The organism is Lacipirellula limnantheis (assembly GCF_007746075.1).
Classification (GTDB): domain Bacteria; phylum Planctomycetota; class Planctomycetia; order Pirellulales; family Lacipirellulaceae; genus Lacipirellula; species Lacipirellula limnantheis.
Genome location: NZ_CP036339.1, coordinates 2928577 through 2952711, shown reverse-complemented (window position 1 = coordinate 2952711; position 24135 = coordinate 2928577). Strand labels below are relative to the sequence as shown.

General features: G+C 61.6%; 16 protein-coding genes and 1 pseudogene. 6 read left to right on the top strand and 11 right to left on the bottom strand.

The features are described 5' to 3' along the window. Positions 1–65 precede the first annotated feature (65 nt). Positions 66–170, bottom strand: a pseudogene (locus tag I41_RS28000) (integrase core domain-containing protein); the annotation flags it as partial. Positions 171–404: 234 nt separating this feature from the next. Between I41_RS28000 and I41_RS27995 the strand changes: the two are divergent. Both I41_RS27995 and I41_RS11525 read left to right on the top strand, forming a co-directional pair. Further along, positions 405–614: a hypothetical protein gene (locus tag I41_RS27995; RefSeq protein ID WP_168206566.1), complete on the top strand. Its 210-nt coding sequence runs from the start codon at positions 405–407 to the stop codon at positions 612–614. Between the two features lie 225 nt (positions 615–839). Continuing rightward, a complete protein-coding gene (locus I41_RS11525; RefSeq protein WP_145432743.1) occupies positions 840–1397 on the top strand; it encodes a hypothetical protein in 558 nt (185 codons plus the stop codon). Between the two features lie 225 nt (positions 1398–1622). Here the strand turns inward: I41_RS11525 and I41_RS11520 are convergent, their stop codons facing one another. The 6 genes from I41_RS11520 to I41_RS11495 form a co-directional block, all read right to left on the bottom strand. Continuing rightward, complete coding sequence (locus I41_RS11520; protein WP_145432741.1) at positions 1623–1823, bottom strand: helix-turn-helix domain-containing protein; 201 nt, start codon at positions 1821–1823, stop codon at positions 1623–1625. A gap of 187 nt (positions 1824–2010) precedes the next feature. Beyond that, positions 2011–5505 (bottom strand): beta strand repeat-containing protein, encoded by a 3495-nt coding sequence (locus tag I41_RS11515; protein WP_145432739.1) that lies wholly within the window; start codon positions 5503–5505, stop codon positions 2011–2013. A gap of 670 nt (positions 5506–6175) precedes the next feature. After that, positions 6176–6472, bottom strand: coding sequence for a winged helix-turn-helix transcriptional regulator (locus I41_RS11510; protein ID WP_261342492.1), 297 nt, complete (start codon positions 6470–6472; stop codon positions 6176–6178). A gap of 238 nt (positions 6473–6710) precedes the next feature. After that, the gene (locus I41_RS28530; RefSeq protein WP_391524841.1) at positions 6711–7073 is read right to left on the bottom strand and encodes a transposase; all 363 of its coding nucleotides are present in this window, start codon (positions 7071–7073) and stop codon (positions 6711–6713) included. A 305-nt stretch (positions 7074–7378) separates the two neighbouring features. Further along, the gene (locus tag I41_RS11500; RefSeq protein ID WP_145432736.1) at positions 7379–7603 is read right to left on the bottom strand and encodes a hypothetical protein; all 225 of its coding nucleotides are present in this window, start codon (positions 7601–7603) and stop codon (positions 7379–7381) included. A gap of 603 nt (positions 7604–8206) precedes the next feature. Further along, entirely contained in the window at positions 8207–8623 is a 417-nt protein-coding gene (locus I41_RS11495; protein ID WP_145432734.1) for a hypothetical protein, read from the bottom strand. Between the two features lie 171 nt (positions 8624–8794). Between I41_RS11495 and I41_RS11490 the strand changes: the two genes are divergently transcribed. Then, complete coding sequence (locus I41_RS11490; protein ID WP_145432732.1) at positions 8795–9079, top strand: hypothetical protein; 285 nt, start codon at positions 8795–8797, stop codon at positions 9077–9079. Between the two features lie 381 nt (positions 9080–9460). Then, positions 9461–9865 carry a DUF2171 domain-containing protein gene (locus tag I41_RS11485; protein ID WP_145432730.1) on the top strand — a complete coding sequence of 135 codons (405 nt, stop codon included), beginning with the start codon at positions 9461–9463 and terminating at the stop codon, positions 9863–9865. Between the two features lie 126 nt (positions 9866–9991). On the opposite strand, the gene I41_RS11480 is transcribed toward I41_RS11485, so the two are convergent. Together I41_RS11480 and I41_RS11475 are read right to left on the bottom strand one after the other, a co-directional pair. Continuing rightward, positions 9992–10294, bottom strand: coding sequence for a DUF1543 domain-containing protein (locus I41_RS11480; protein WP_145432728.1), 303 nt, complete (start codon positions 10292–10294; stop codon positions 9992–9994). 428 nt (positions 10295–10722) lie between these two features. After that, positions 10723–13794 (bottom strand): autotransporter-associated beta strand repeat-containing protein, encoded by a 3072-nt coding sequence (locus I41_RS11475; RefSeq protein ID WP_145432726.1) that lies wholly within the window; start codon positions 13792–13794, stop codon positions 10723–10725. Positions 13795–14707: 913 nt separating this feature from the next. On the opposite strand from I41_RS11475, the gene I41_RS11470 reads away from it, so the two are divergent. Both I41_RS11470 and I41_RS11465 read left to right on the top strand, forming a co-directional pair. Beyond that, positions 14708–16801, top strand: coding sequence for a hypothetical protein (locus tag I41_RS11470; RefSeq protein ID WP_145432724.1), 2094 nt, complete (start codon positions 14708–14710; stop codon positions 16799–16801). A 1034-nt stretch (positions 16802–17835) separates the two neighbouring features. Further along, positions 17836–19326 carry a sulfatase gene (locus I41_RS11465; RefSeq protein ID WP_145432722.1) on the top strand — a complete coding sequence of 497 codons (1491 nt, stop codon included), beginning with the start codon at positions 17836–17838 and terminating at the stop codon, positions 19324–19326. 138 nt (positions 19327–19464) lie between these two features. Here I41_RS11465 and I41_RS11460 read toward each other — a convergent pair whose 3' ends face one another. Further along, positions 19465–22317 (bottom strand): hsp70 family protein, encoded by a 2853-nt coding sequence (locus tag I41_RS11460; protein WP_210421167.1) that lies wholly within the window; start codon positions 22315–22317, stop codon positions 19465–19467. Beyond that, on the bottom strand, positions 22314–24119 hold the full coding sequence (locus I41_RS11455; RefSeq protein WP_145432720.1) for an Hsp70 family protein: 1806 nt from the start codon (positions 24117–24119) through the stop codon (positions 22314–22316). Before I41_RS11455 ends, I41_RS11460 begins: the two co-directional genes overlap by 4 nt. Positions 24120–24135: the final 16 nt, after the last annotated feature.

Sequence of the window (24135 nt, the reverse complement as noted above, 5' to 3'; positions counted from 1 at the left end):
GAAATAGCAATGCCCCGGTGCAGTTCTAGGGGTCGCCAGCGGATCTCGAAATTTACTGTCTCGACGGCGTCCTTTAGTTCTTGGAACCAGCGCTGGCTTAGGCATTCTTGCCGTAGTCGACCATTGAATGACTCGATTACCCGCTTATCGGCGGGTTGGCACGGACGACTGTGAATGGCGCCTGACATGGGTTCTTCCCTGCAGCGAGCGCGTGAAGCCTTCCCAGATGCGACGCCGCTGTTCATCAGCGACAACGGCCCGCAGTTCACCGCCGAGTATGTTGAGGAGTTCATCCGCCTGTGCGGCTTGACCCACGTGAGAACGAGCCCGTACTCCCCGCAGTCCAATGGCAAGCGAACTGACCCCATGACGACACGAGAACCACGCTCCCTATCCTCGCGCTCTTGGTTGCGTGCATCGTCTACACGGTGGTACGCAATGCAAGCTCTCAGGAAAAGTCCCTTCAGGACCTGTCCGTCGCGACCGCGCCGCCTCCGAACGTGGTCATGGTCACGGCCAAGGAAATCCTGAGCCTCGATCCCACGAAACCAAAGGCCGCTGCCGTCGCGGTCGTGGGCGAACTTTACATGCCTCAACTAGCACGTGACGTCTGAGAGTCGATGGACCGAGAGTGTCAATCTGCGGACGCCATTCGCCTTGAAGGCGACGCGGCCCTGGGGCGTCAGCTTGAGGAGCACGTGCTTGAAGCTGTATTAGCGACACGGCCAGGACAGACCAGCTTGGAAAGAACTCAACTCTTCATTTGCAACTTGCAATTGTCTTCACAATCCATCGCTAAACTCCGCCTACACTACTAACGCGGCGGCCGCAAGGCAACGTTGATTGGCTGGGATCCGGCCGCCGCGTTATTGAACCACTGCCGCGGCGGCCCCAATTTCTACCGCCACTTCCTGGGGGTGCCGCGTTATCTAGTCATCCTGCCGCACCGGCCCCGCTTCTACGGCTATTGTCCGGGGCCGCCGTGTCTTTACTTTGTAGTTCGCGGTTCGGCTTTTTTCACGTCGCTTCCAAAAGGGGTTTCGATGGCTGCCGGCGACATGCACAAGTACATGCGCACTCTTGCAGCACGACATGCTGCAAAAGGCGACCAGGATTTTCAAGAATTTCGCGAGGTGTATTCGCAGTGGACGACGGACTCTCGACTAGAGTTTAGATGCGCGGTGCTGTTGATTCGCGAAGCGAATGACATGTTCGCGTCACTTCCCTTGCGTGAATTTCGATCGCCCGTTGAATCGCGCACGATTTTGCGCGGTGAAGAGGGCGCCCGGTGCGGCGATCGATCGACCGCGCTTTCGGCGCGGTTGCTGCTGATGGCAATGGATGCTTGGGACGCGGGCTTGGACTTCGCTCCGCCGGGGCTTCTGTATAAGACGTAAACCCCGCCCTGCCCGGCGGGCCAATCGCCTCGAAGCCGTCTGGCGAACAATGCGGCATCTCCCAGCTTGCTCGAACGGCGGCCGATCGGTCCGCCGCTTGGAGAATTGCCGTCCCTGCCATTGACGACGACGCGCGTCAGCGGCTCGGAACCTTGACGCTGGATAGGCTAAAGATCGCGAAGCCGTAGCCGCGGGGTGACGGGAATCATCGTTACCTCGCGGTCGCTAAATAACCGCAGTCCATGCCGCCGCCCCGCCGAAGCCCTCGTTCACAAACCGCTCACGCAGCTTCTCGACGGTTCGCGTGCGGCTGTCGAAGGCCTCGGCAATCCGCTTGTCGGTCCAGTCCGGACCGGCCGCATCGGCCTTCAGCAACATCTGCGCGCGCCGAACCTTCTGGCTCGAACCCGCCAGCTTCTTGACCACATCCCGCAACTCGCGGCGTTACTTCGCCGTCAGAAGCACAAGATACTTCTTGGTCATGGGACACCTCCTTGTGAACGAATGTCTCCCAAAAATCGCGCCAATCACCAACCCGAACTCCTGGGTCTGACAAAGCACTAGACGTAATCTACAACCTCTGTGAAGAGTTGTGGACATTTGACGAGATGTCTCATGCGCTAACGCGCTCTTGGCGCCAGCCGCCGCCGATCTGGCGAAGACTGACCGCTGCTACGACGATGAGCAAGAGTGTCTCCGGCTCGGGAACCGCGGTGGCCGCAGCGACGGCGGGGATGCTGCCGAACTGTCTCTGCCAAAGGAGGAAGTCATTGCCGTCGGAGTCGTTGTCGCCGTCGGCGTCACCGAGTTGGCTGAGGTTGAATGCTCCCTTCCAGATCGTCACATCTGTTGGATCAACGTCACCGTCGTCGTCGAAGTCGGCGGAGAAGTTCGGCTTGTTGACCACCTGCAGTTGGACGAACGTCGGCTGGTAGTTGAGATGGAAGGCGAGCCCGACGGGCATGCCGCTCACGTCGACGTAGTCGAAGACGCCCGAGACGCCGCCGCTGGCGGTTAGGATGTTAAAGGTATTGCCGAGCGCGGGGATGAAGCCGCCGTCGATGTCGATGTTCAGGTAGCCGTCGAGCAGCGCCGCGCCGTTGACGACCAGCCGGTCAAACTGATTGAGGCCCGTGCCGGTAAGCTCCGTGAACAGTTCGCCGGTGTCTCCCTGCTGGTAATCCTTGACGTCGACGCGGCCGACCGTGTCGAAGCCGGCGGGGCGGAGCACGCCGTCGTTGATCAGCAGAACGTTGACATTGGCGTTGGCATCGGCGACGGCGAAGCTGCCGTCGGGAACTACCAGCGCTCCCGTGCCGCTAAACGTCGCTCCGGCGGCGATTTCGGTGTTCGGCGATTGCGCTCGCAGGTTGCCGATGAGAGTCGTGCTGCTGGTTGCATTGAAGTCGAGGAAGTTCGCGTCGCCGGTCTTGATGGTCGACTCCGGCCCAGCGCCGACCGTGACCGTCCCATTGATGAAGACGTTGTTGGCCGACTCCAGCGTGCCGTTGTCGAGGTTGATCGTCGAGGCTGGGCTGAAGTCAAACGAGATGCCGTTGGTGAAGACCCGGCCGCCGGCGTTGGCCGTGACAGTCCCCGTGAATACCTCCTGACCGATGTCGCGGACTTCCAGGGTGGCGCCGCTTCCCCGAAGCTCGCCGGTCCCCGTGCCGCCGTCCCAATCGTTGTTGTTGCCGGCGGTCTGGACGATTAGCGTCGGGCCGTTGGCGGCGATCAGCTTGGCGTTATTGATAACCCGCGACGTCACCGTACCGAAGCCTTGAATGCCGTTGATGTTGTCGTTGGTGATCACGCCCCCTTGCAGCGTGCCGCCCGACAGCGAAACGACGCCGATGGAGCCGACTCCGCTCCCCGTGGAGGTGTTCCACGCAGCTGGAATGTTCAGCATGCCGTCCGTGTCAGCAGTGCCGAGGATGTTGACGTCAATTAGGGAGCCGCTGAGCGTCAGCGTACCATCGTCGGCCTTGAGGTTGGACGAGCCGTCAAAGTCAATGCCGCTGTTGATCGTGCCGAAGCCGTGCAGCGCCTTGCCAGTGTCGGCGGCGATGGGGCCGATGCCGGTTATGAGCCCGCCGTCGATCGTGTTCGGATCGCTTGAATTGTCGCCGCCAGCCAACCGCAGCGGCTCGTTGGCCGTGGTGATGTTTATGACGCTCGTCGACCCGATGTCAACGCGGGCGGTGGTCCGCACGTCGCCGGTGACGGTGACCTGGCCGTTCAGGTTGACGTCGCTCCCGGTGAGCAGCGTGGCTGCGACATTGTCGTTCACCAGGCTAATCATGCCGGGTGCGTTGAGGGTCCATTCGTCGGCCGGGTCGTCGAGATTCACGGTGAGAACCCCCGTGCCGACGCTGTTGTTGACGTCGAGCGTGTTCGGTCCGCCGCCCCCGTTGACGTTGCCGAAGTTGCTCATATGCGCGGCATTGATCGTCAGCGGGGCGTCGACGTTGATCGTGTCCCCGATGCCGTCAGTGCCATCAAGATCAACCGTGCCGCCGACCATGTTGAGGGTCACAGCTTCGTTAACGTTGACGTCATCTGTGAAGCTGATTCGTCCAGCGCCGGTAAACTCAGCATTGTTTGCGCCGTTGACGGTGTTGAAGTTAACGAGATTCAAGAAGTCAAGAGAAACGCCGGCGAGGACATGGATGTCGGCGTCTGAGTTGAAGTCGATATCGGCGGCGGCAATCTGAATTGATCCCGCTCCGCCCGCATTAAACTTTGCATCGAGCGATCCCGTGTCGTCACCGATGTCCAGCGGCTCGCTACCAGCATTCCAGCCGGCAATCCCCGCCACATTATCGGAAAGATTGTTCATATTGAGCGTACCATCCATGACGAACTCGGCGTCGGCCGAATTGACCGTGATGAAGCCGCTGTTAATCGTCAGGACGCCGTCAAACCGGTTCGTGATTGAGTCGCTGTCGTAGTCGCTGACGTCGATGTTGAGTCGACCCTCGCTATTTACGGTGATCCGCGTACCGTTTACGACGGTACCATCCATATTGAAATTCGTCTGATTAATGGTCACCGTCCGGCCCTCACCGACCGTAAAGTCCGAGCCTGCGCCGAGGGCGAAGTTCGCCCCGGCCGCGATTGTCGCGTCGGCGTTGAAGATCAACAGCCCGTTATTTGTCAGTGTGCCGCCATTCATGGTGAGCGGGGCGTCGACCCGCAGCGTGCCGTCCGTATCCGCTACCGTAATCGTCCCGCCGGTTTGCGTTAGCGCGGCCCCGGCGATGACCGAGACGTCAGCCGGCGTATCGGGGAAGATACCTCCGTCGACGAAGCCGTTGGTTGCCGTGATCGTTCCCGTATCGAGCGTCCAGGGGTACAAGATGTCAAACGTTGAGTTGTGTGAGAGAAGCATCGACCCGCTGAACGCATCAGACAGCGGGTCATTCACGTCGAGCGTTTGATTGCGACCGACGGTGACGGCGCCAGCGACGCCGACCCCGTCGAGATCGATCCGCGAGTTGGCGCTCGAGGAAGAAATCGACAATATGTCGACGATCGGGGCGCCAAAGAGAACAGGTGACGGATGGGAGGCCGAGATTGTGCCGTCGTTCGAAAGCAGCGTCGTTGGGACCGCAAGCACATCGCTGAAGCTGACCGTGCCATACCCCCTGAGCGTGCCGCCGGCATTGATATCCAACAGTCCGGCGATCAGCATTTGGCCGCCGGCCATTTGCACGGCGCCGCCCGAATTGATCGTTACGCTGCCAGCATCCACATCCGCGTTAGAACCGCTGATAATGAGAATCGTGCTCGCGCCGGTGAGCTGAACGAGTCCGTCAATCGTCAGGTTCTGACCGTTGATGTTCAGGTCGATGCCGGCCGACATCGTCAGCGCTTGAATTGAATTGCCCGTCCCCAGGTTCACCGTGTTGGCGGAGTTGAAAATCGCCTCGTCGTCGGCATCGGGTTCGTCGGCGGGGGTCCAGTTGGCGGTCGAGCCCGCGTCGTCCCAATCGACGTTGCCGCCGATCCAAGTCCGCGGCAATGACCAGCTTGTTTGCGGAAACCCTGCGAGCAGAACCAAAGTCAAACAAGACGCCAACGCAACTCGTTTATGGTCGTGAGTCATGGTAGAGACTCTCAGGTAGAGTTCTGCGCAGCACTGCTAAAGCAGCGATTCGCGACATAGGGCCAGATCAAGAGGCTGCAGTCTACCCGAATACCTAGCGAGAAACTGCAAATCCGCTCTCAGCTGGGACGGAATCATTTCCTGCGAACCGAAGGTAGTTGCCCTCGCCGCCAGTAGACGCTTGAAAATCGTCCGTTCGCCGGCAAGTCTCGGCCGCCAAATTGGCCGCCGAGCGTCAGAGCGGCCGCGGAGATGAGTCCGCGGGGCGTCGTAGCTGTTCCAAAGCTACCACGTCAACGGGTTTAGAAACGCCCTGGCAAGGCGTCGATCGCCGTCGCCCAGCCGGCGGGATGGCCGCCGAGGGAAACGTTTCTTAACGGTGGTTGTTGGTGTGCCTCACGCGTTGATGAGTTGATGAAACCTTTCTGTGCGGCCCGGGCTCGCCAGAGTCACCAGCCAGCCGCCGCCAAGATTAGTAGCACGAAAGAAGCTGGTTCGCGGACGCCCTCGAACTGGATCGCTGAATTAGCCGGAATCCACGGCGCCCAGTGTCGAGTCCGATCTCTGTGAAGACGTCGTCGGTCGGCTAATTCCGGTATTCAAGGTTCAGTGGGAGGTTATGATCGCCTTTGTTCCTTGAATAGCTGCGTTTGTCTTCACCCGACACCGGTCAATCGAAACTCGGCGTCAGTTCTGCCTTGGTCCCTTTGACGTGAGACAGTCCCCGTACCGCCATGGCGGCAAGTAGCGGCCCGAATGACTTGCCCTTAACGGTCAGCCGATAGGCGTCACGCCCCGATTGGTCGGCCGAGGCGTGCTTAGCGGCCAACCCATGCGAGACCAATCGCTCCCATCGTTCGGCCAAAATGTTCGTGGCGAGTCGCTCCGGCGAGCGACAGAATTCGTTGAAATGCCGCTTGCCGCAGGCCATGTCCCGCGCCGCCAAAAGCGTCCACTTGTCCCCGATCAGGTCGAGGACGCACCCATAACCGCCGCGGTCAAGTTTCCTTGCCGTCGTTTTCAGTACAACGATTCTGCGTCTCGCGTACTGTCGGCGCCCATTCGCATCGCCCGACCTGATCGGCCGTCATGCATATCACGCTTCACAAACGAGCCGCCCACTCAGGTCACCGGCGCGGACCAAGGTCCCGCCATCCCCCTTCCCGGGCCGTTCTCGTTCAATGCGTGCGCGTCGCATATTCCTTCTAGGCCGCTTGCGTCGAGTGTTGCCGGCTCCATCTCCTCAGTCGGATCCAACAGATCTTGGCCAGTCGGCGAGCCGTGGCCACGCGAGCCTTGTTCGCCCCCGCTCGCTTCCGAACTCGCTGATAGAAATTCCTCAAGCCGTCGTCGCGACGGGCGGCATGAATAGCCGCCTCGACGAGGACGCACCGCAGAGAAGGAGATCCCTGCCGCGTGATCTTCCCGTAGTAGCAGGGATCGCCTGCCTGTCGGACGCGCGACGTGAGCCCAGCGTAGGCTCCGACCTGGTGAGCTGAACGAAAGCGTTCGATCTCGCCCAACTCCCCGATGACCACTAGCGCCGCGTAAAGACCGACGCCGTAGATGTCCGTCAGCGATTCGACTTCGGGAAACCGGCGGCGAGTTCCGTTAGACGCCGATCAATGCTGCCAATTTCACGGCGAAAGTGAGTGAGACGGGCCACGAGCTCGTCGCGGATAACATTATCCATGGCGCCGAATTCCGGCTGCTGAAACCAAGCCAAGCCGCGCGGTCCGAAGGGAACTCGATACGGAGCGTCGCGATGTTGACGACGACGCGCGTCAGCGGCTCGGAACCTTGACGCTGGATAGGCTCAAGATCGCGAAGCCATAGCCGCGGGGTAACTGGCATCATCGTTACCTCCCGGTCGCTAAATGACCGCGGTCCATTCCGCCGCCCCGCCATCCGTCTTGAACTCGACGAGCTGAATCAGCGTCAAGCGATTCGCGTCGAACAACCGACACTTGCCGCCGCCAGCGAAGACGTTGGCGATCGCCCGATGATCCTCGCCTTCGTCAGAAACGCGAATGACGGCGCGCGAATCGGTCAGCTCGATTCTAGCTGCTTGCGAGAAGCGAAGTATTGGCGCGGGCATGAACGTCGCTGGGGGATAGGACACAGCCCGCCCGTGCCATTCTATTGCCAGTTTGCACTACCAACGGTTGCTATTCGCCCATTTTCAAAACTGTTAAAATGGGCAGTTTGGCCTGTGAATTTTGATTCGCGGCAAACTTTGCGTATCACACGGACCCTCTGAGGCGGCTCCAAATTGATGCGCGGGGATAGATATGGCTGCTGAGCATTACGAACGCGAGGGCATCAAGTGCGAAATTCACGTCCAAACGAGGTCCGGCCAGTTTTCCGCGCGGTGGACGTGTCCGGTGTGCCACGCGACGGGCGGACCTAGCCGCTGGTTTCACTTTGAAAAAGAAGCGATCGACCGCAATAAGGTCAGCGCGTTTATCGAACACCATAACGTGTTCCACAAAGCCGCCAGAAGCGCCGCAGGTTAATCTCCTTCATCGCTTGTTCACCTTGGCGCCCTACCCTGGCGAACCGCTCGACACAATCACCGACCACGCAAGACGCCCCGTGCGGAATTGTGTCTTCTAACGCACAGCGGCCAATTGGCAACGCATCCCGCTAGGCGGCCGCTGTGCAATTTTCGGGCTGACGTCTACTCGTCTCATACCCCGTCTCAGTACTCCGCCTGGGTCGGGATTTCAGCTTCGACGTGCGGAAACGTCCCGTCGCCGAACTCTCGGTTGTCCTTTCCGCTTTGCCACGAATTCAGGGCCATGACCGCGTCGGGAAAAGTCAGTTGAACGGCATACCATCCGCGAACGGAGCGCCGCTTTTTGAGGGCGCCAAAACACTGGTGAACATAGCCGGGACGATTCAACAATCCGTCAAAGACGCGGACGATGCGATTGCTCGCGTCAATTGCGAAGACGACCGCCTTCACGCGGCGCAGCGGCATGTCCGTCGTTGGGTTGGCAATCCGGCAATGGCGAAACCCAAGCGCGCGGTCGCCGTCACTTAGGTCGTTGAGGTAAAGAACCTCCGGCGGAGTTTCCAACGCTCCGGTCTTCGTTTTGGCATCAGGCGAATCCATCGCTCCACTATACGAAGGATTGATGAAGACATTGTGAACTTGAGGCGCGCAACTTGGCCTGAATGAGAAGAGTTGGATGATCAGCCGTTTGTGGCGAAGAAAATTCTTGCATCCCCTGCGCGCAGGTTGAGAATACGGCCGGCCCGTATTCATTTTCCTGGAGGGGCGACGATGCCGGCTCTTGAAGATGCAGCAGAGGTTGAGTCTATGGTAGCGTGCGGGGACGACGCTGATGCGTTGCTCTTTGTCCCCTTTCTCGGCTCCGTCGTCGCGTGCCGTTGCGACGCCGAAGGCGCCGTCATCGCGCGTGCCAGCGACGCCTTGCGGTCGATCGACTTGGCGGCGCTTTCGATGGGCGAACTGAGTGTCATGATTGACTCCCTGACGCTCTCCGCGAGCCCCGTCGTTTGCCAAGCAATCGAGCGGCGCATCGCCGATATGCGGAAACTCTATTGATTGGCTCGCTTGGCACTTTAGCGCCCGGAGTTCCAATCGTGACAATTCGTTGATGCGCATTTTACGATGCCTTCGAGCGCCTGGGGGGACTCGCGAACTCACGGCTGATTCGTCGGCAATCGCCTGTGTTGAATCCGGTCGGTATCCAGAGGGTGCACTGGCGGATCTGCGTCAGATCTGCGTCAGTTTATCGTGGCCGACCAAGCGAAGGTTCTTTAAGAAACGCACCGTCTTACTTCGCCTTCTCACGCCTTCCAGTCGTGCTCCAATCACCGCCTGGTTCAGCGCAACAACGGTATGACAGTTGCACTTCGAATTAGGCGTGGATGTCTAGACCAGATGAGCGGCGCTTGCTGCTTAACTTTTTTTAAGGAGACGATCATGGCGAGCACAGTGAAGAATAGCGTTGCCGACGCAGGGAATGCCGTCGCAAATGCTGCGAAGGACGTCGGTAAAAGGATCGCGACTGGCGCCGAGGATGCAGTCGACTTCGTGAAGGAAAAGACAGGAATGAGTGGTCCGGGTGATGGAACTGATCGTGGCGTCGGTGCGATTGCAGACCACATGGACGTCGTAGCATCCTGCGGTAAGAAGATGGGCGTGGTCGATCATGTCGAGGGTGGGGCAATCAAGCTCACGAAGAACGACAGTCCCGATGGCCAGCATCATTTCGTTCCTCTAGCTTGGGTTGAGCGTGTTGATCGTCACGTTCACCTTTCGAAGAACTCAAAAGAGACGGAACAGAGTTGGAAGCCAGACGCTGCGTCCTGCGGTTGTGGAAGCTAACCGCGAACAATCGCGTTGTCATAACCTCGATGGCCCGGTCAATTTTTGGCCGGGCCTCATTCGTTGGTCGCTTGGCTGCCACGTCCCCAAAAGACCGCGTACTCATTATGTTTAAAAGTGGGGCAGTCAGTCACTGCCACCTCGATTTATGATTGCAAAGATGACCTCCTTCGAAATCACCCAATAACCATTGTGCGGCGCTAACATATCTGGATCTGATGTGGCCGTAAGATGAACCACGTATCCATCGACGGAACGGATTTCTAAACAATCATCCACGTCGCATAGTTCGTCGGCGTGCAAGGCACTTTTCCCAATGAGCAGGGTTGATTTCGCCCGACGCTTATTTTCGCGTTGGGAAACGGCAACGAGAATCGTGCTGGCGTTCAATGCAGTGAATTCGCCGTCGGCATAGCCTCCGAGATTCACGAAGAATTGCCTCTTCGCTCCAGTAGGCGGGACGCGGTTCAATACAAGAGTGTGGCCGTGACGCCTCGTTCACCGGCTGTACTGCCGTCAGTAAACCGGCGCGCGACGCTTTAGCCACGACTGCGGGCGAGCCGCTGAACTGCGTATGCCAGTCCGCCAGATGGGCGGCGTCCCCGATAGGGTCGTCATCGGCGTTACTGTTGGCGCGGGTCGCGGCCGGATCGGTCGCGTTGACGCCGCGCTGCCACAGGAAGCAATCGGAGGCCTTCGACTGCACTTCGACGGGCAGACGTCGTTCCCGCGCGCCCTACGAGCTCGGCCGCCACATGGCGCGCTTGCTGCCAATAGTTCGCCTGGTAATCGAGGAGACGGCGGCACATGCGTCGTTCCCGCGGAACGAGCGCCGCGGGCGCAAAACGCTCTAATGTTCATGAAAATTCCAGCGCTGATCCGCGCGGCGCCGCCAGCCAACGGCGTCGGCGCGAGCGAACGATGATGACCGCCGCCGACAACGTCAGCAGACGACTGGCAGGTTCCGGGACGACGATCCCCGCCGCCGTCGGGGTTGCACCGGCGTCGCGCTGCCAGATGAGGAAGTCGGCTCCGTCGACGGTCTCATTTCCGTCACCATCGCCCAGGAGGGGCGCTGCTCCGCTGACGCCGTAAGCGGATGTCCAAATCGCCAGATCGCCGCCGTCAACGCTGCCGTCGGAGTTGAAATCGGCCGGATCGAACTGGACGGGGGCGCCCACCGAGAGCGTCACATTGTTCGAACTGTAGGCGATGTGCCAAGCGAAGTCGGTCGGGAGCTGTGGCAACAAGAGGTCAGTGAATGCGCCGGTGATCATGCTCGCCGACACAATTGAAAAGCTCTCGCCAAGCGCTGGGCTGAAGTCGTCGGCGAAGGCAAGTTCGAGCGCGCCGCTAAGACTGACCGCGCCAGTAACGTCGACGCGGTCCGCGACGACTTCAGTTCCCAGTCTGCTCACCTCAATCTGCAGCCGGCTCGCCGAAGTCAGCGCAAGATTGTCGGTGAATGCCAAGACGCCGAGTCCGTCGCCAGGCGCCAAGATGCCCGGGACGGCCAGATCGCCCCGCACCTCGCCGGAGCCCGTCAGCCGGGTTGTTTCCGTCAGCCACTGGACTCCCTGGACCGTCAGGGCGGCCCCGGCCGCGACGCGAAGCGAACCCATCAAAGCTCCCGATCCTAACAGGCTCAGCTCGCCCGCGTTGACGTCGACGTCTCCTGAGAACGCGGCCGTCCCCGCGACGATCGCGGCGCCCGCGCCCGTCTTCTGCATTTGTTGGCCGACGGAGATGTCGCCGTCGAGCGTCAACTCAGCGCCGGCGGCCACATCGAGCGTCAGTCGCGAGTCAACCAGGGCGTCCTCGACGGCGCCAAGCACATGGACCGTCGCGCCGCCCTCGATCGCCAGCAGGACCAGCGGACCGTCGAGCGACAGATCGCCCTGAAAATCGACCGTGAGATTCTCGTCAACGCGAATGGCTCCTGCGCCGTTTCCATCGCCGCTGAGTGAGAATGGCTCGGCGAGCGTCATGTCGGCGACAATCGCCGCGCTCCCTCCCTCCTCGACGACCGTCCGGCCCTGGACGCTGCCTAACCCGTCGGCAGTGGCCAGCTGCGCGACGGCTCCGCTCTGGACGACGACCTCGCCGCCAAAAAGCGGATTATCGCGAAACTGCGCCTCCTCTCGTTCCACCACCATGGCCCCGCTGCCGCTGACATGGAGAATTGTTTCGGCGTCCAGGATGCGCATCAACCCGTCAATCGTGATGCCTGTCGGCGAATCGGGCAGCACTTGCGATTGGGTCCCAAGTTCGCCGACCTGCATCACCGCGCCCGCTTCGACCCCGATGAGGCTGGCCATGTCGCCGGCGTCAGCGGCATTCATCACCAGCGTCGCCCCCGAAGCGACGGTGATCGGCGTGACCATGGCATTGGCGTCGCCGGTAATCTTTAGGACGCCGGCCGCAACGAGCGTATCGCCTCCGTAGGAGTTGCCCGCATTGGCCAATTCGAACGTCCCGCCGCCAGTGACCAGGAGCGTTCCGGCAATCATTCCTCCCGCTCCGACGAAGCGGTACTCGCCAGCCGAATCAACGACGATGCTGTCCGGAGCGACGTCGGCCGTCAAGGTCACCGCACGCACCGACGACGCGTCATCGAACCGGACGTCGTCGGCCGCGCGAAACGTCGCCGGCGCACCGTCGGCAGTGAAATTCGCCGTGAGCAGGACGTCCCACTCGCTGCTCATCGAGCCGGCCCACAGCAGACTGCGCGGCGGCAGCGCCGAGGCGGTCACGGCGAACTGATACAATTGAACATTGCTTTGCGCCCCAGCGACCCGCGCGTAGTACGTTCCCGCATCGAGGCGCCGGACGATCGATTCTTCCGCTCCTAAGCCGGCCGCATTGGCGAAATCGAGCACGGCGGAACCGTCGGGGGCGAAGAGCGCCAGTGACAGATCGCTCAGCGTGCGGCTATCAAACGTCGTCTGCGTCCCTCCTTGCGGACCAACCTGATAGGAAGTTCCTTGCGGGCTCAATTTCAGCGTCACGTCCAACGTCTCCTGGAGCGTGAGGCTGAAAAAGTCGTTGTCCGAAACGTCGTCGATGCTCACAAAATCGGTCTGCCCTGCGCCAATGAACGTGCTGCCGCCCTGCGTACCGATGAGCCGCGGCTGGAGGGCGGACACGAGCCCCAGCGGCGTGGCTTTCGCAACAACGTCGTTGCCGCCGCTCTTCTCGTAGAAGTCGCCGTAGAGGCGCTGGAGACCGAGGACGTCGTCGAGCTGCGGTCCGTCGAACGACGCGCTCAAGATCGGCTCGAGCAAGAACCCGGCGACGCTAGCCTCGACGTGGGCCAGCCCGAGACCATGGAGGCTCTCGTGCATGATCGTATTGCGAAATCTCCTGGAACCGTTCGCGCTATTGAGAAAGAATGCGGATTGGTCCGTATTGATCATCATTTCCCCGTAATCGGGGTAGTAGTTCGAAGCCAGCGTCGTGGAACCGGCGCCATAGGACTTGCCGCCCAGGCGCACGTCCCCGCGCACGCCCAGAATCCCGCGCCTGTTAGCGGCGTTGCTGAAACTGGAGCCCGTGTCGCTGGGTTCGTAGACGTACGTAACGCCAGACAAGGCGCTGATGCGATCGAATGACTGCTGAAAAATCGGAAACCACGGTCGTGAGGCATAGTCGCCGCCCCCCGGTCCAATGCCCCAGCCAGCGTCCAAAAAGTTGATGAGATTGCTGGGAACCGTTCCGAATGTCTCGGCCGGGATGGCTGTGCCATCGGGGGCGAAGCTCCAAGTGACGGTGACGGGAACGCCCACGGCGCCGGTCGAACCGACCGTTCCATCGGTCGCCGTCGTCGTCCATCTGCTTTGCGCTTCGTAGGCCAAGCCTTGCGACGACAGCGATGTAAACAGCGCGAGCGTGGCGAGCCGAACCAGTCGGTAAACGGCGTTTCGCTCCACGGCCCCGTGTTCCTTGACCTAGGTGACGCTTGGTTGAACTTGTGCGTTATTCTACCTGCCAAATGACACCTTTGCGATTCTTCGCCTTGCTTGGATCGCTCGACCAGATGCCATCGAGCTGCGCTCCCGCTCCGCCGACCCGTGAACGGCGCCCGAATCGTGCAGCGCCCCCTGAAGCGCGGGCATGATTCACGTCTACCCGCACCTTCACGGGCGCCAACATTTCGGGGCGCCGGGCGCTACGTTTTTAGCATGGCGGTGACATCGCGTCGTATCGAATTAATCTCCTTTGGCCTGAACTCTAGGGCTCCGCGGCATGCGAACGCTGGTCTTCGATCTGCGCTCACTGCCTGGTCTCTCGCTCCAAGCGCGGGCTCTCTCGATGGGGCTTGGTCACTAGCGCCAGCACCTTGGACTGGGCAGCCGGCTAGCGTTCGCCAGGGCGCCGTGGGAAAGGCAAGGCGCCGCCCGATTGATCACAGCGTGGCCATTGGCGGAAAAACTTGACGACTCTCCGCCAGTAACATTGCAGCCATGCTAACGCCTCCTTGTTTGGAAGGAAGCAAGGATATCGAGCGTTTCGCACGACTGGCGACGTCGCTGGCAGGTGCGGCCAGGTTGGATGGCGATCGCAAACGATTGGCGCAAATCGCGTTTTGAGGAGAGGTTGTTCGCCGAACTGCGAAGGTCATGCCCCAACTCGCTCTTTGAACAACTTCCCGCCTGCCCGGGAACGGAAAAGGTTAACAATCGCCGAGTGTTTGCACGCGGAGTTGAAGGGTTTCCCGGTTACAATTAGCCCCAATTTGCATCGGGAGCGGCCCCGACCGGGCTGCTGGGGGAATCCCGAAAACGCGACGCCTCGATCACTGCCAGCAAACCCAACCTCTTCAACTCCAAAAAAGGTGACGCCGTGATTCGACTTCGCTCAACCGCTCTCGCCGCGGCGCTGTGGGCCGCCGCTTGCTCCGCAACGCATGCAGAACATTCCGGCCGGCCCGCCAAGCTGCCGCCGGTCATTCCGAATACCCTGTTTCTGTATCTCGATGAACATGGAGCTCCATTTGCTTCCGAATCGGGCGCGGGTTCCACGGCCACCGTGCTCAATATTTTTGGTTGGGGTTTTGACCCACAGAATCCCAATAGTCCATTTGAAGCGAGCAGCCCAGCCTTCACCAGCGCCGATCGCCAATTCGGCTATGATCTGCGCACGCAAGTATACGCCTACAATGGCAGCGTGCTGACGCTTTCGAATGTGAACAAGCACACGCTTGAGGATTTGAATTCCAACTTGAAGGTCGGGCCAAATTTCCTTGTGCTGCACGATGAAAGTCAACTGACAATGACCAACAGTGTCATTGGCAACTTGCAACTTTACGACGAGAGCAATGCGAGTCTGACCAATACGCAATTCATCGACCTCGCAGACGGCGTTGAGATGAATTCCAGCGGGCAGCTGACCTTGACCGGCGTCTCGACCCTCCCCCAAGTCGGATCCGATGGCTTTCTACCCTCCGTCATCGCGACGAAGGGAACAACCCTGCTTGATAGCAGCACAGTGGATGAAGTCGTCGGACGAGGTGATGCGACCATCACCATTCGTAATTCAACAGTTCGATCCAACGTTAGAACCGAGTCAGATGAAGAAGCGACCGCCACGGTAAAAATTGAACAGAATAGCGTGGTTGGGAAGATTACTGCCTCACGAGGCGCCATTTCGATGGAGGGAGGAAGAGTCAAAGGCCTGGTCCAAGCAAATATCACCGGTTCGTTGAGCATCAAAAATGCCACCGTTGACGGCAGCGTCACCTGCTTGGGCAACACGACCGGGAATTCATCCATTTTTTTGGATGAAGCCACGATCGAAGGCAATCTGGTCGCGCTCAGTATTGACTCAACGGTCGTGACGACAACGAGTCGAGTCACTGCCGCCGGGGGCGTCCTCAAAGGGACTGCCTTTGCGTCGGGCCACGGAGCGGTCGGCATCCTGGGTGTTGAATCGGTCGGAACTGGGGCGGGAATGGCGGCAGAGGTCAAAGACAACGCGAGTCTCAGCATCAGAGAGGTCTCCACCATCAAGGGGGGCGTCGCCGCTTCGGGAAACAGCGAGTTGATCCTTGACGGAATTGACACGATCAACGGCAGTCTCGCCGTCAGTAGCGGCGGCGCCTTGCAAGTGACGAATCTGGACAGAGTCGCCGGGGATCTCACCGTGTCCGGAAAAGCCAAGCTCGCACTCGCCAATATCGCCGTTACGGGCGGCGCCGTTGTGACGGAAAATGGCTCGCTCGATCTTATCGGCGGCAACAGTTTGTATGCTTTCGTTCAAGATGGCACGCTCAACCTCACCAATACGCAAGTGGAGCAATCGATCGCAGCGCACGGCAAAAGCCACTTGAAGTTCGCCGGCTCCTCCCGCACCGGGGGCACCCTCTTCAATCTGGGGACCGAACAAGGCTTGGTCAGCGTCTCGGGAGGCGAGGTGGCGGGCAACCTCGCTGGTTTTGGCAGCAGCATCACGGCAATGAGCGGCGGCCACGTCGTCGGCTTCCCGGTGTTTCAAGGGGCCGCGACGTTTCTGTATTCCGGTGGAACGTTCGGACTCTTTGGCGTGCCGCCAGCTGCGGCAGACGTCAGCGTTGGCCTCGAGAATGACGCCGAAGCAGCGCCTCAAGGAAATCTCGAGGAACTCGCGCCGCTACCGGGGTTCGCCGCGATGGGGGACGCCGAGATTCAATTCATCGGCCACGATCTCCAATCGACGCTCGTCGACCCCAATTTCATCTACGGCGAATCGAGCTATAGCGTGCACCAACTCACCGGCCGGTTGGCCGACGGCACGCCCGTCGATGGCGGCTTGGTGTACACCGAAAATCTCTTTAACGCTCGTTTCTCACTCATTGAGGCGCCAGTGCCAGAGCCCACGTCCCTGACGCTTGCGCTCGTGGCGCTGCTTGCTTCGGCGAGGAGAAACTGGGGGAGAATCGGTTTTGTGAACGCTAGATGACACGCCCACGGCATTGCTCCGCCTTGAGATGAAAAATGGCCGCGTCTTCACACCGGGCCCGCTTGGTTTGTTTCAACTCAACTCTTGATCCAATCCCGGCGCCTCTCCTGGGAAGCCGCCGACCAGACCCGCCGACCCCCGCAGCCCATTGTTAACCCGCAACTCCCGACCCTGGCAAGGTCGCCCCGTGCCGATCCTTTGGAACAGAAGTCGCGACTGCAGGAACTACTTCGGCAAACGCGGCGTCAACAGCGCCTAGAACGGTGCGAGCAGGCTTGGGAACTGCATCGCTGCGGCTTGGACTATCGGCGAATTGGTCGTTGTCTGGGGGTTCATGCCAATCCCTGCGCTACCGGCTATTACTTGCCGATCGCCCCATCGATCCATTCTTTGATCGCGGGCCCCGGTAATCGTGGGGCGCGTCATGGATGCCTGCATCGCCAGAAAACGGCTCAGCGAAATCGCCGGTCTGGCCAGCATTGAGCCTAGGGTCCGCTGTCAATGACGCGCGGCGCGGGATCGGGATCGATGGAAGCGTTGGCGACGAACCATCGTCAAGGCTTTTGCGCCCCTCGAGCTAGATGACGCGGCCTAGCGGGGCGGTTTGCTACGCGGCTGAACAGGCGGGTAAAATTGGCTTTAGGTCGAATGCCTGAGCAGATTTGGAGTGTGTGCTGATGTCGCTCCTCATAACGAATCAAGTAGTTTTGGACCCAAACAATACGGTCATCGAGCCCTCGGGTTGGCGAGTGGCGGTGGCAAGCGAGACCGAGGCCGAGTTCGTGGGGCTGGCGTTTAATGGCGCTGATCCGCCGTATGCGCGAGAGAAATTTCCAAAAAGTTTGAGGATGAAACTCAACTCGCCGTCACGCTGTTAGCGGTCGACTGACAGGTTCTAACCGCTTCAGGGTCCGCGAACTAAGTCTTCGACTTGGCGGCTGTGGTAACATGGGAGCTTGTGCCGCGTGCACGTCGTTTCAGCGCAGAATTCTTAGCTGCCCTGGCGTGCAGGCGCGACGTTGAGGTGATGACTAATGTCAGTTTGTTGGTCAGCGGTGATTCCAACCTTGGTCGCGGCGGCATCGACTCATGCCGCGCGTCTTTGGCTAGCGTCGAGCCTATTGCTGGCCGGTATGGGGCAAACGAGCGGTGCGGAGTCGGTACGGCCGAACGTGGTCTTGATCTTGGCTGATGATTTGGGGTGGTCGGACTTGGGGTGCTACGGGGCCGACCTGCACGAGACGCCGCACCTCGATCAGCTGGCGCGCGGCGGCGTTCGCTTCACTAGTGCGTATGCCGCGCCCGTTTGCTCGCCGACTCGATCGAGCCTGATGACGGGGAAGCACTATGCACGACTTCACGTGACGACGTGGTACGAGTCGGCCGCAACCCCGCCGCGCGATCGGCCGTTGGTCCCGCCGCTCTCGACCCGCGACCTGCCGCTGACTGAAACGACGATTGCCAAACGACTGCAATCGGCCGGCTACCTGACGGCGCTCGTCGGAAAGTGGCACTTGGGGGACGCAGCCCATTACCCGGAGGCACATGGCTTTGACATCAACGTCGGCGGCACTTTCTGGGGCGCTCCGTTTTCGTATTTTTTCCCCTACCGAGGCGCGGGGCGTTACGGCGGCGAGTTCCGCTACGTGCCTCACCTGGAGGGTGGGCAGCCGGGGGAATACCTCACCGATCGTCTCACGGACGAAGCGCTGCGGGTCATCGACAGCGCCGGCGAGCGACCATTTTTCCTCTACTTGGCTCATCACGCGGTTCACACGCCGATCGAACCGAAGCCGGAGCTGACGGCGCACTACGAGGCAAAGGTTGCCCCCGGTCTGCGTCATCAGAACGCCAACTACGCTGCCATGTTGCAGAGTCTCGACGAAAGCGTCGGCCGGGTAATGCAGCGGATTGAGGAGCGAGGTTTGTCCGACCGAACTGTCATCATCTTTCTTTCCGACAACGGAGGGCATATCGGACAATTCGATAACGCCGCTTGCACGAACAATGCGCCCCTTCGCTCGGGCAAAGGCTCGCTCTACGAAGGCGGCGTCCGCGTTCCGCTGATTGTCCGTTGGCCGGCAGGGGCAGCGCAGAACCAGGCCTGCGAGGCGCCGGTCCATTGCGTGGATATCGCGCCGACGATTGCCGCCATCACTGGTCTTGCGGATGAGGCGCATGCCGACACGACCGACGGCCGGACGCTCGATGCGCTCTTGCAGGACCCCAGAGCGCCTAACGCCGCGCCGCCGATCTTTCATCACTACCCGCACTACTACCCGACCTCGACGCCGGCCAGCGCCGTGCGAGCCGGCGATTGGAAGCTAATTGAGTTCCTCGAAGACGGGCACCGAGAGCTCTACAATCTCGCGGTCGACGTCAGCGAGTCGCATGATCTGGCAAACGTCGAGCGCGAGAAGACCGCCGAACTGGGACGAACCTTGGACGCCTGGCGAAAGCAAGTGGACGCGCAAATGCCGTCGCGAAACGCATCTTTTCGGGCCGGACTTGATGGTCAAAAGTAGCGGCGCGTCGTTGAGACGGGTCGGCGATGCGCGAGCGCGCGATTGCTCGCTGCGGAGGAGCCGTTCGGGGCGCCGCCGAACCGCCGCCCTGACCTCTAGGTCCACTACCCAGACGCCAACAGCGTCGGGACCTGTTCGCTACGCGTCACTGAAGCAACGTAAACCAATGGGCATCGACTCGCCGTAGACCTCGGTTCGCTCACGTTCGTCGAGCGAACCGCCGGAGCGAACGAGTTCGATTAAGTGCTCCGCCGCTCCCCGCAGCGACAAACGCTTCACGATGCGGTCGCGAAGCGCGTCGTCGACGTCGCGATGCCGATCATCGGTCCGGCGCGCTAGCTGCATGATGGCGACGTTCGAGATGAGGTCGTCGCCTGGATGACGCTCGATCGCTTCGAGCCACGTCTCGGCATACTCTACCGGGAGAACCGTATTGAGCGGTCCGTGCAACGGCACGCGCTGTCCTAGTCGCCCTAGCGTCCAGATCATCGTCGTGCGGGCCTTCTCCAGCTTGCGCTTCGGCAGCAGGTGAACGATGTCGTCGCCTAGCTGGAGCTTCACCTCGATGGGCAACAGTTCCAGCGATCCCAGCAGTCGCCAGATCTCCAGCGAAGCGGCCGGATCGAGGCCGCCGGCGATTGAGGAAACAGGACGGCCTTCCGAGCGGCGTCGCGCCGCGTTCACCGCAGCGAGCAGCGGCTCGGCGAGCCCCAGCTGCTGTCCGCGGCTCAGTCCGCCCGCGATGCGCCGCCACAGCACGAGCGCCTCCGCATGGGACGCGGGAAAGGCCGCCTTGCCGCTCACGGCGCGCCAGGTTTGCGCGACGCGCCAATCGTCGACGGCGAATCCGTAGCCGGGACGCAGCGCGTAGCCGACGAGGTTCAGCCAGCGGGCTTCGTGGCCCGCCGAGCGGCGGCGGCCAGATTCGAACTCCAGCAGCATTTCCCACAGCCGCCGCAACACCGACGTCGGCCAGGCATGCCGCTCCATGTCGAGCGCCTGCGCCAGCTCCGGCATCAGCGTTCGCGGCGGCTCCGTCGCCGATTCGCCAAACACCCGCTCGATCCGCTCGCGGCAGGCGGCGAGCGCCGATTCATCAACGAATCCCTCGCGCTCGGCGGCCGAGTCGTGCGCGGCGACGTCTGTTTGCGTCGTCGAGCGAATGTCGAACTGCAACCGCCAGCTTCGCGGCGCATCGATCTCACGGCACGAAAGTTCCAGCACGCCTATCTCCGAGAGATGGGCATGCAGCCGCACCTTCGCTTGCTGGTGCTCTTTTTTGCGTCCTGACTTCAGCACCGTCCGAATCGGCGGCAGCGGCGTCAGCTCGTCGAGATTCACCTCGACGATCGCGCCTGGCGGATCTACGAGCCGCGTGCTTGAGACATACAGCGGGAATTCGACCGGCTCGGCGAGCGTCACTTCGAGGTCGAGTCCCTCGATCTCAAAATCCTGCCCGGCAACGGCGCTGCCAGGCGCCAGGCAGACGGCGCGCGGCCTCTCGCCGGCAACGCCGACGTAATAGCTGCGCGCGAGGTTGGCGGAGATCGCCACCCCTTGGCCGCGCCGCACCATGCCGTAGTAGGCGGCGCCTTGGGCGACCGCCAAATCCCAACGCGGGTTATCAAGCAGCAGCGGCCGCCAAGCGTCGCCCTCCGTAGAAAACCACGACGCGACCACCTCCAGCAATCGCGCTCGCAGCGCGGGCGAAGCAAACAGCCCGCCGTTGAGCAGCACCACGTCGGGCCGCGCCGGATCGGACTGCTGCTTTTCGTGCCAGTCGCGCGTGGGCGCTTGATCGCCGGTGAAGCGATGCGCCGCCAAGAACGTGCCCAGGTAGCGCGTCATCGCCGGATCGGCCGCGTACGGCAACCCAAAATCCTGGAAGGCGGATTGCTTGCGCATCGGCTTGTCACCCAGGCCCACACGCGGCAGGAAGCCTTCCAGCAACAACTCCTCGACTTCGCTGCGCGTAACGGTCGCTTGCAGGCCGCCGCCGATGAGCTTCGAACCGCCCGCCGGCAGATTGACGGTGATTGTCTCCGGCGAGTTCTCGCCCAGCAATGATTCCTTGACGCGACGCGCCGTTCGTACGAGCACTTCCCACTGGTGCGCAGGCAACCGATTATCGCCGACGAGTTTCGTTTCGATATGCCGCGCCAGCGTGAGATCGAGGTTGTCGCCGCCGAGAATCAGGTGCTCGCCGACGGCGATGCGGTTGAACTGCACGTCGCCCGTTGCCGCGTTGGTGCTCGCCCGAATCAGCGTAAAGTCGGACGTGCCGCCGCCGATGTCGCAAACCAGCACCTTCTGCCCCGCCTGCACCTTTGCTTGCCAATCATCGGAATGCCGAGAGACCCAGGCATAGAACGCCGCCTGCGGCTCTTCGATGAGAATAATCCGCGGGAGTCCGGCCCGCTTGGCGGCTTCGATCGTGAGTTGGCGAGCAACTTCGTCGAACGACGCCGGCAGCGTGATCACCACATCCTGCTCGGCGAGCGGCTGCCCTGGGAACTCGGCATTCCATGCTTCATGAATGTGCCGCAGGTAGCACGACGACGCTTCGACGGGCGAAAGCCGTTCGACGTCGGCGTCCCCGTGCCATGGCAACAGCTCCGCCGTGCGATCGACGCCGGTGTGCGACAGCCACGACTTCGCCGAGGCGACAAGCCGTCCTGGATTGGCCGTTCCATCGTCGCGCGCGAAAACGCCGACGGCGTAGGCGGGCGCCTGTTGGTCCCAAGGGAGCCGCATAGCGCCGCCGCTCACCTCTGCGGGCGTCGCCTGATAGTGGAACGACGGCAACAATTCGCGCCCTTCCACGTGAAACGGCGCCACGACCTGCCGAATGCTGAGCGTCGCGACCGACCATCGCTCCTGTTGCGCGTCAACGTACGCGACGGCCGAGTTCGTCGTGCCGAGGTCGATCCCCACCACAAACCGACTGCGGGAATCGTCCGCGGCGTCCGGCAGTGAACGGCCCTGGCTCACGACGCGGCCTCTTGCGCATCGTCTCGAATGCTGAACGCCAGCTTCCACCGCCGATCGGAAGTCGTACTGACGCACCAGAGCTCAAACACACCGAGCTCGGTGATCCGCGCCTGAAATTTTACCGGCACGTACGTTTCGGCGTCGTCGCTCCCCGCTTCGAGCATCGTCTCGAGCGAATCGGTTTCGGCGAGTTCCTCTTCGTCGATCGTCGGCAATAGCGCGCCGGGGCGATCGTGCTGGCGCACCGCCGAACTGAAAAAACGAAAATGGGCTGGTTCGCCGAGCACCAGGCCAAACTCGTTCGAGGGCACGTCAACCGCGGTCCCTTCTTCCATGCCGAAGGGCACGACGCAAAGCGCCCGCAAGGGCCGCGGCGCGCCGGGGATCGCTAGGCCGGCCGTTTCGATGCCGACGTAATACGACCGAGCGGCGCCGCTGCGGATCCGCACGCCGCCTTGCTGTTTCGTCCAGCCGTAGAATGCAGCGCCCCGCGCGACGGCGAAGTCGAGGTCGCGCGGCCCCGGAAGTTCGCGCACCGGCTTGTCCGCGCCTGACCACTCGCCAAGGCGATCGAGCACCAGCGCGCGGAACGCGGCGGCCTTGAACACGCCGCCGTTGAACAGCACGTGCGTCGGCGCGGCGGAGCGATTATCCCCGTCTGCGTGCGCGGCGAGGAACGCCGCTAAGTGCCGCGTGATCGCCACGTCGGCCTGATACGGCAAGCCAATTTCCTGGAACCCTGATGCCCGCCGCCTCTGCGGTCGATCAGTAATCGTACACTTGGGGAAGAAGCCGCCAACGAGCAGATCGACGGCCAGCTGCCGCTGTACGTCGACCGTCACGGTCCCGCCGATGAGCTTACTGCCGCGCCCCAGTACCGCAACGCGGTGCGACTCCGGGGCGTCGGCCGCGAGGAGCGCTTCCTTCGCATCGCGGCAAGAGTGCCACAGCGACACTGACTGCCACGCGTCGAGCTTTACCCCTTGCTCGGCGAACAACTGGGCGACGCGGTGGGCAAGCGTCAGATCCATATTGTCGCCGCCCACAAGCAGGTGGTCGCCCACCGCCAGCCGGCGTAGTTCAAGCTCACCGCCGGCTTCGGCCACATCGATGAGCGTGAGATCCGTCGTCCCGCCGCCGACGTCGCACACCAGCAGTCGATCGCCCGCGCTCAGATCACGCCGCCATTCATCGCCGCGGGCGACGAGCCATGAGTAAACCGCGGCTTGCGGCTCTTCCAGAAACACCAGCGACTCGGGCAGCCCCGCCGCAATCGCCGCTTCGCGCGTCAATTCGCGGGCAGCGGCGTCGAACGAAGCCGGCACGGTGAGCACCACGTACTGCTGCGCCAGCCGCGCCTCGGGGAACTGCGCGTTCCACGCCGCAACCAGATGTTCTAAGTAGCGGCGCGACGCCGAGACGGGCGAAATCTTCGCCACCTCGGGCGGCGCATGTTCGGGAAGCAGCGGCTGCCGGCGATCGACGCCGCTGTGGCAGAGCCACGACTTGGCTGCCGCGACGGTCCGATCGGGCATCTCCGCCCCGCGCCGCCGCGCGTACTCGCCGACGGCGAGCGGCATCTCGCGCTGCCACGGTACGCCGAGCGCCCCCGACGCCGCTTCGTGCTCGGGCGCAAGATAGAGGAAGGAGGGGAGCAAGGGGCGGCTCTCGATCGTGCTGGCGGCGACGAGCTGCGGAATCTCCAGCAGCTCCACCTGCGGCGACTTCGTTTCGATCGCGACATAGGCCATCACGCAGTTGGTGGTGCCCAGGTCGATCCCCACGACGTACTTGGCGGTCATCGAACGTTCTTTCTCG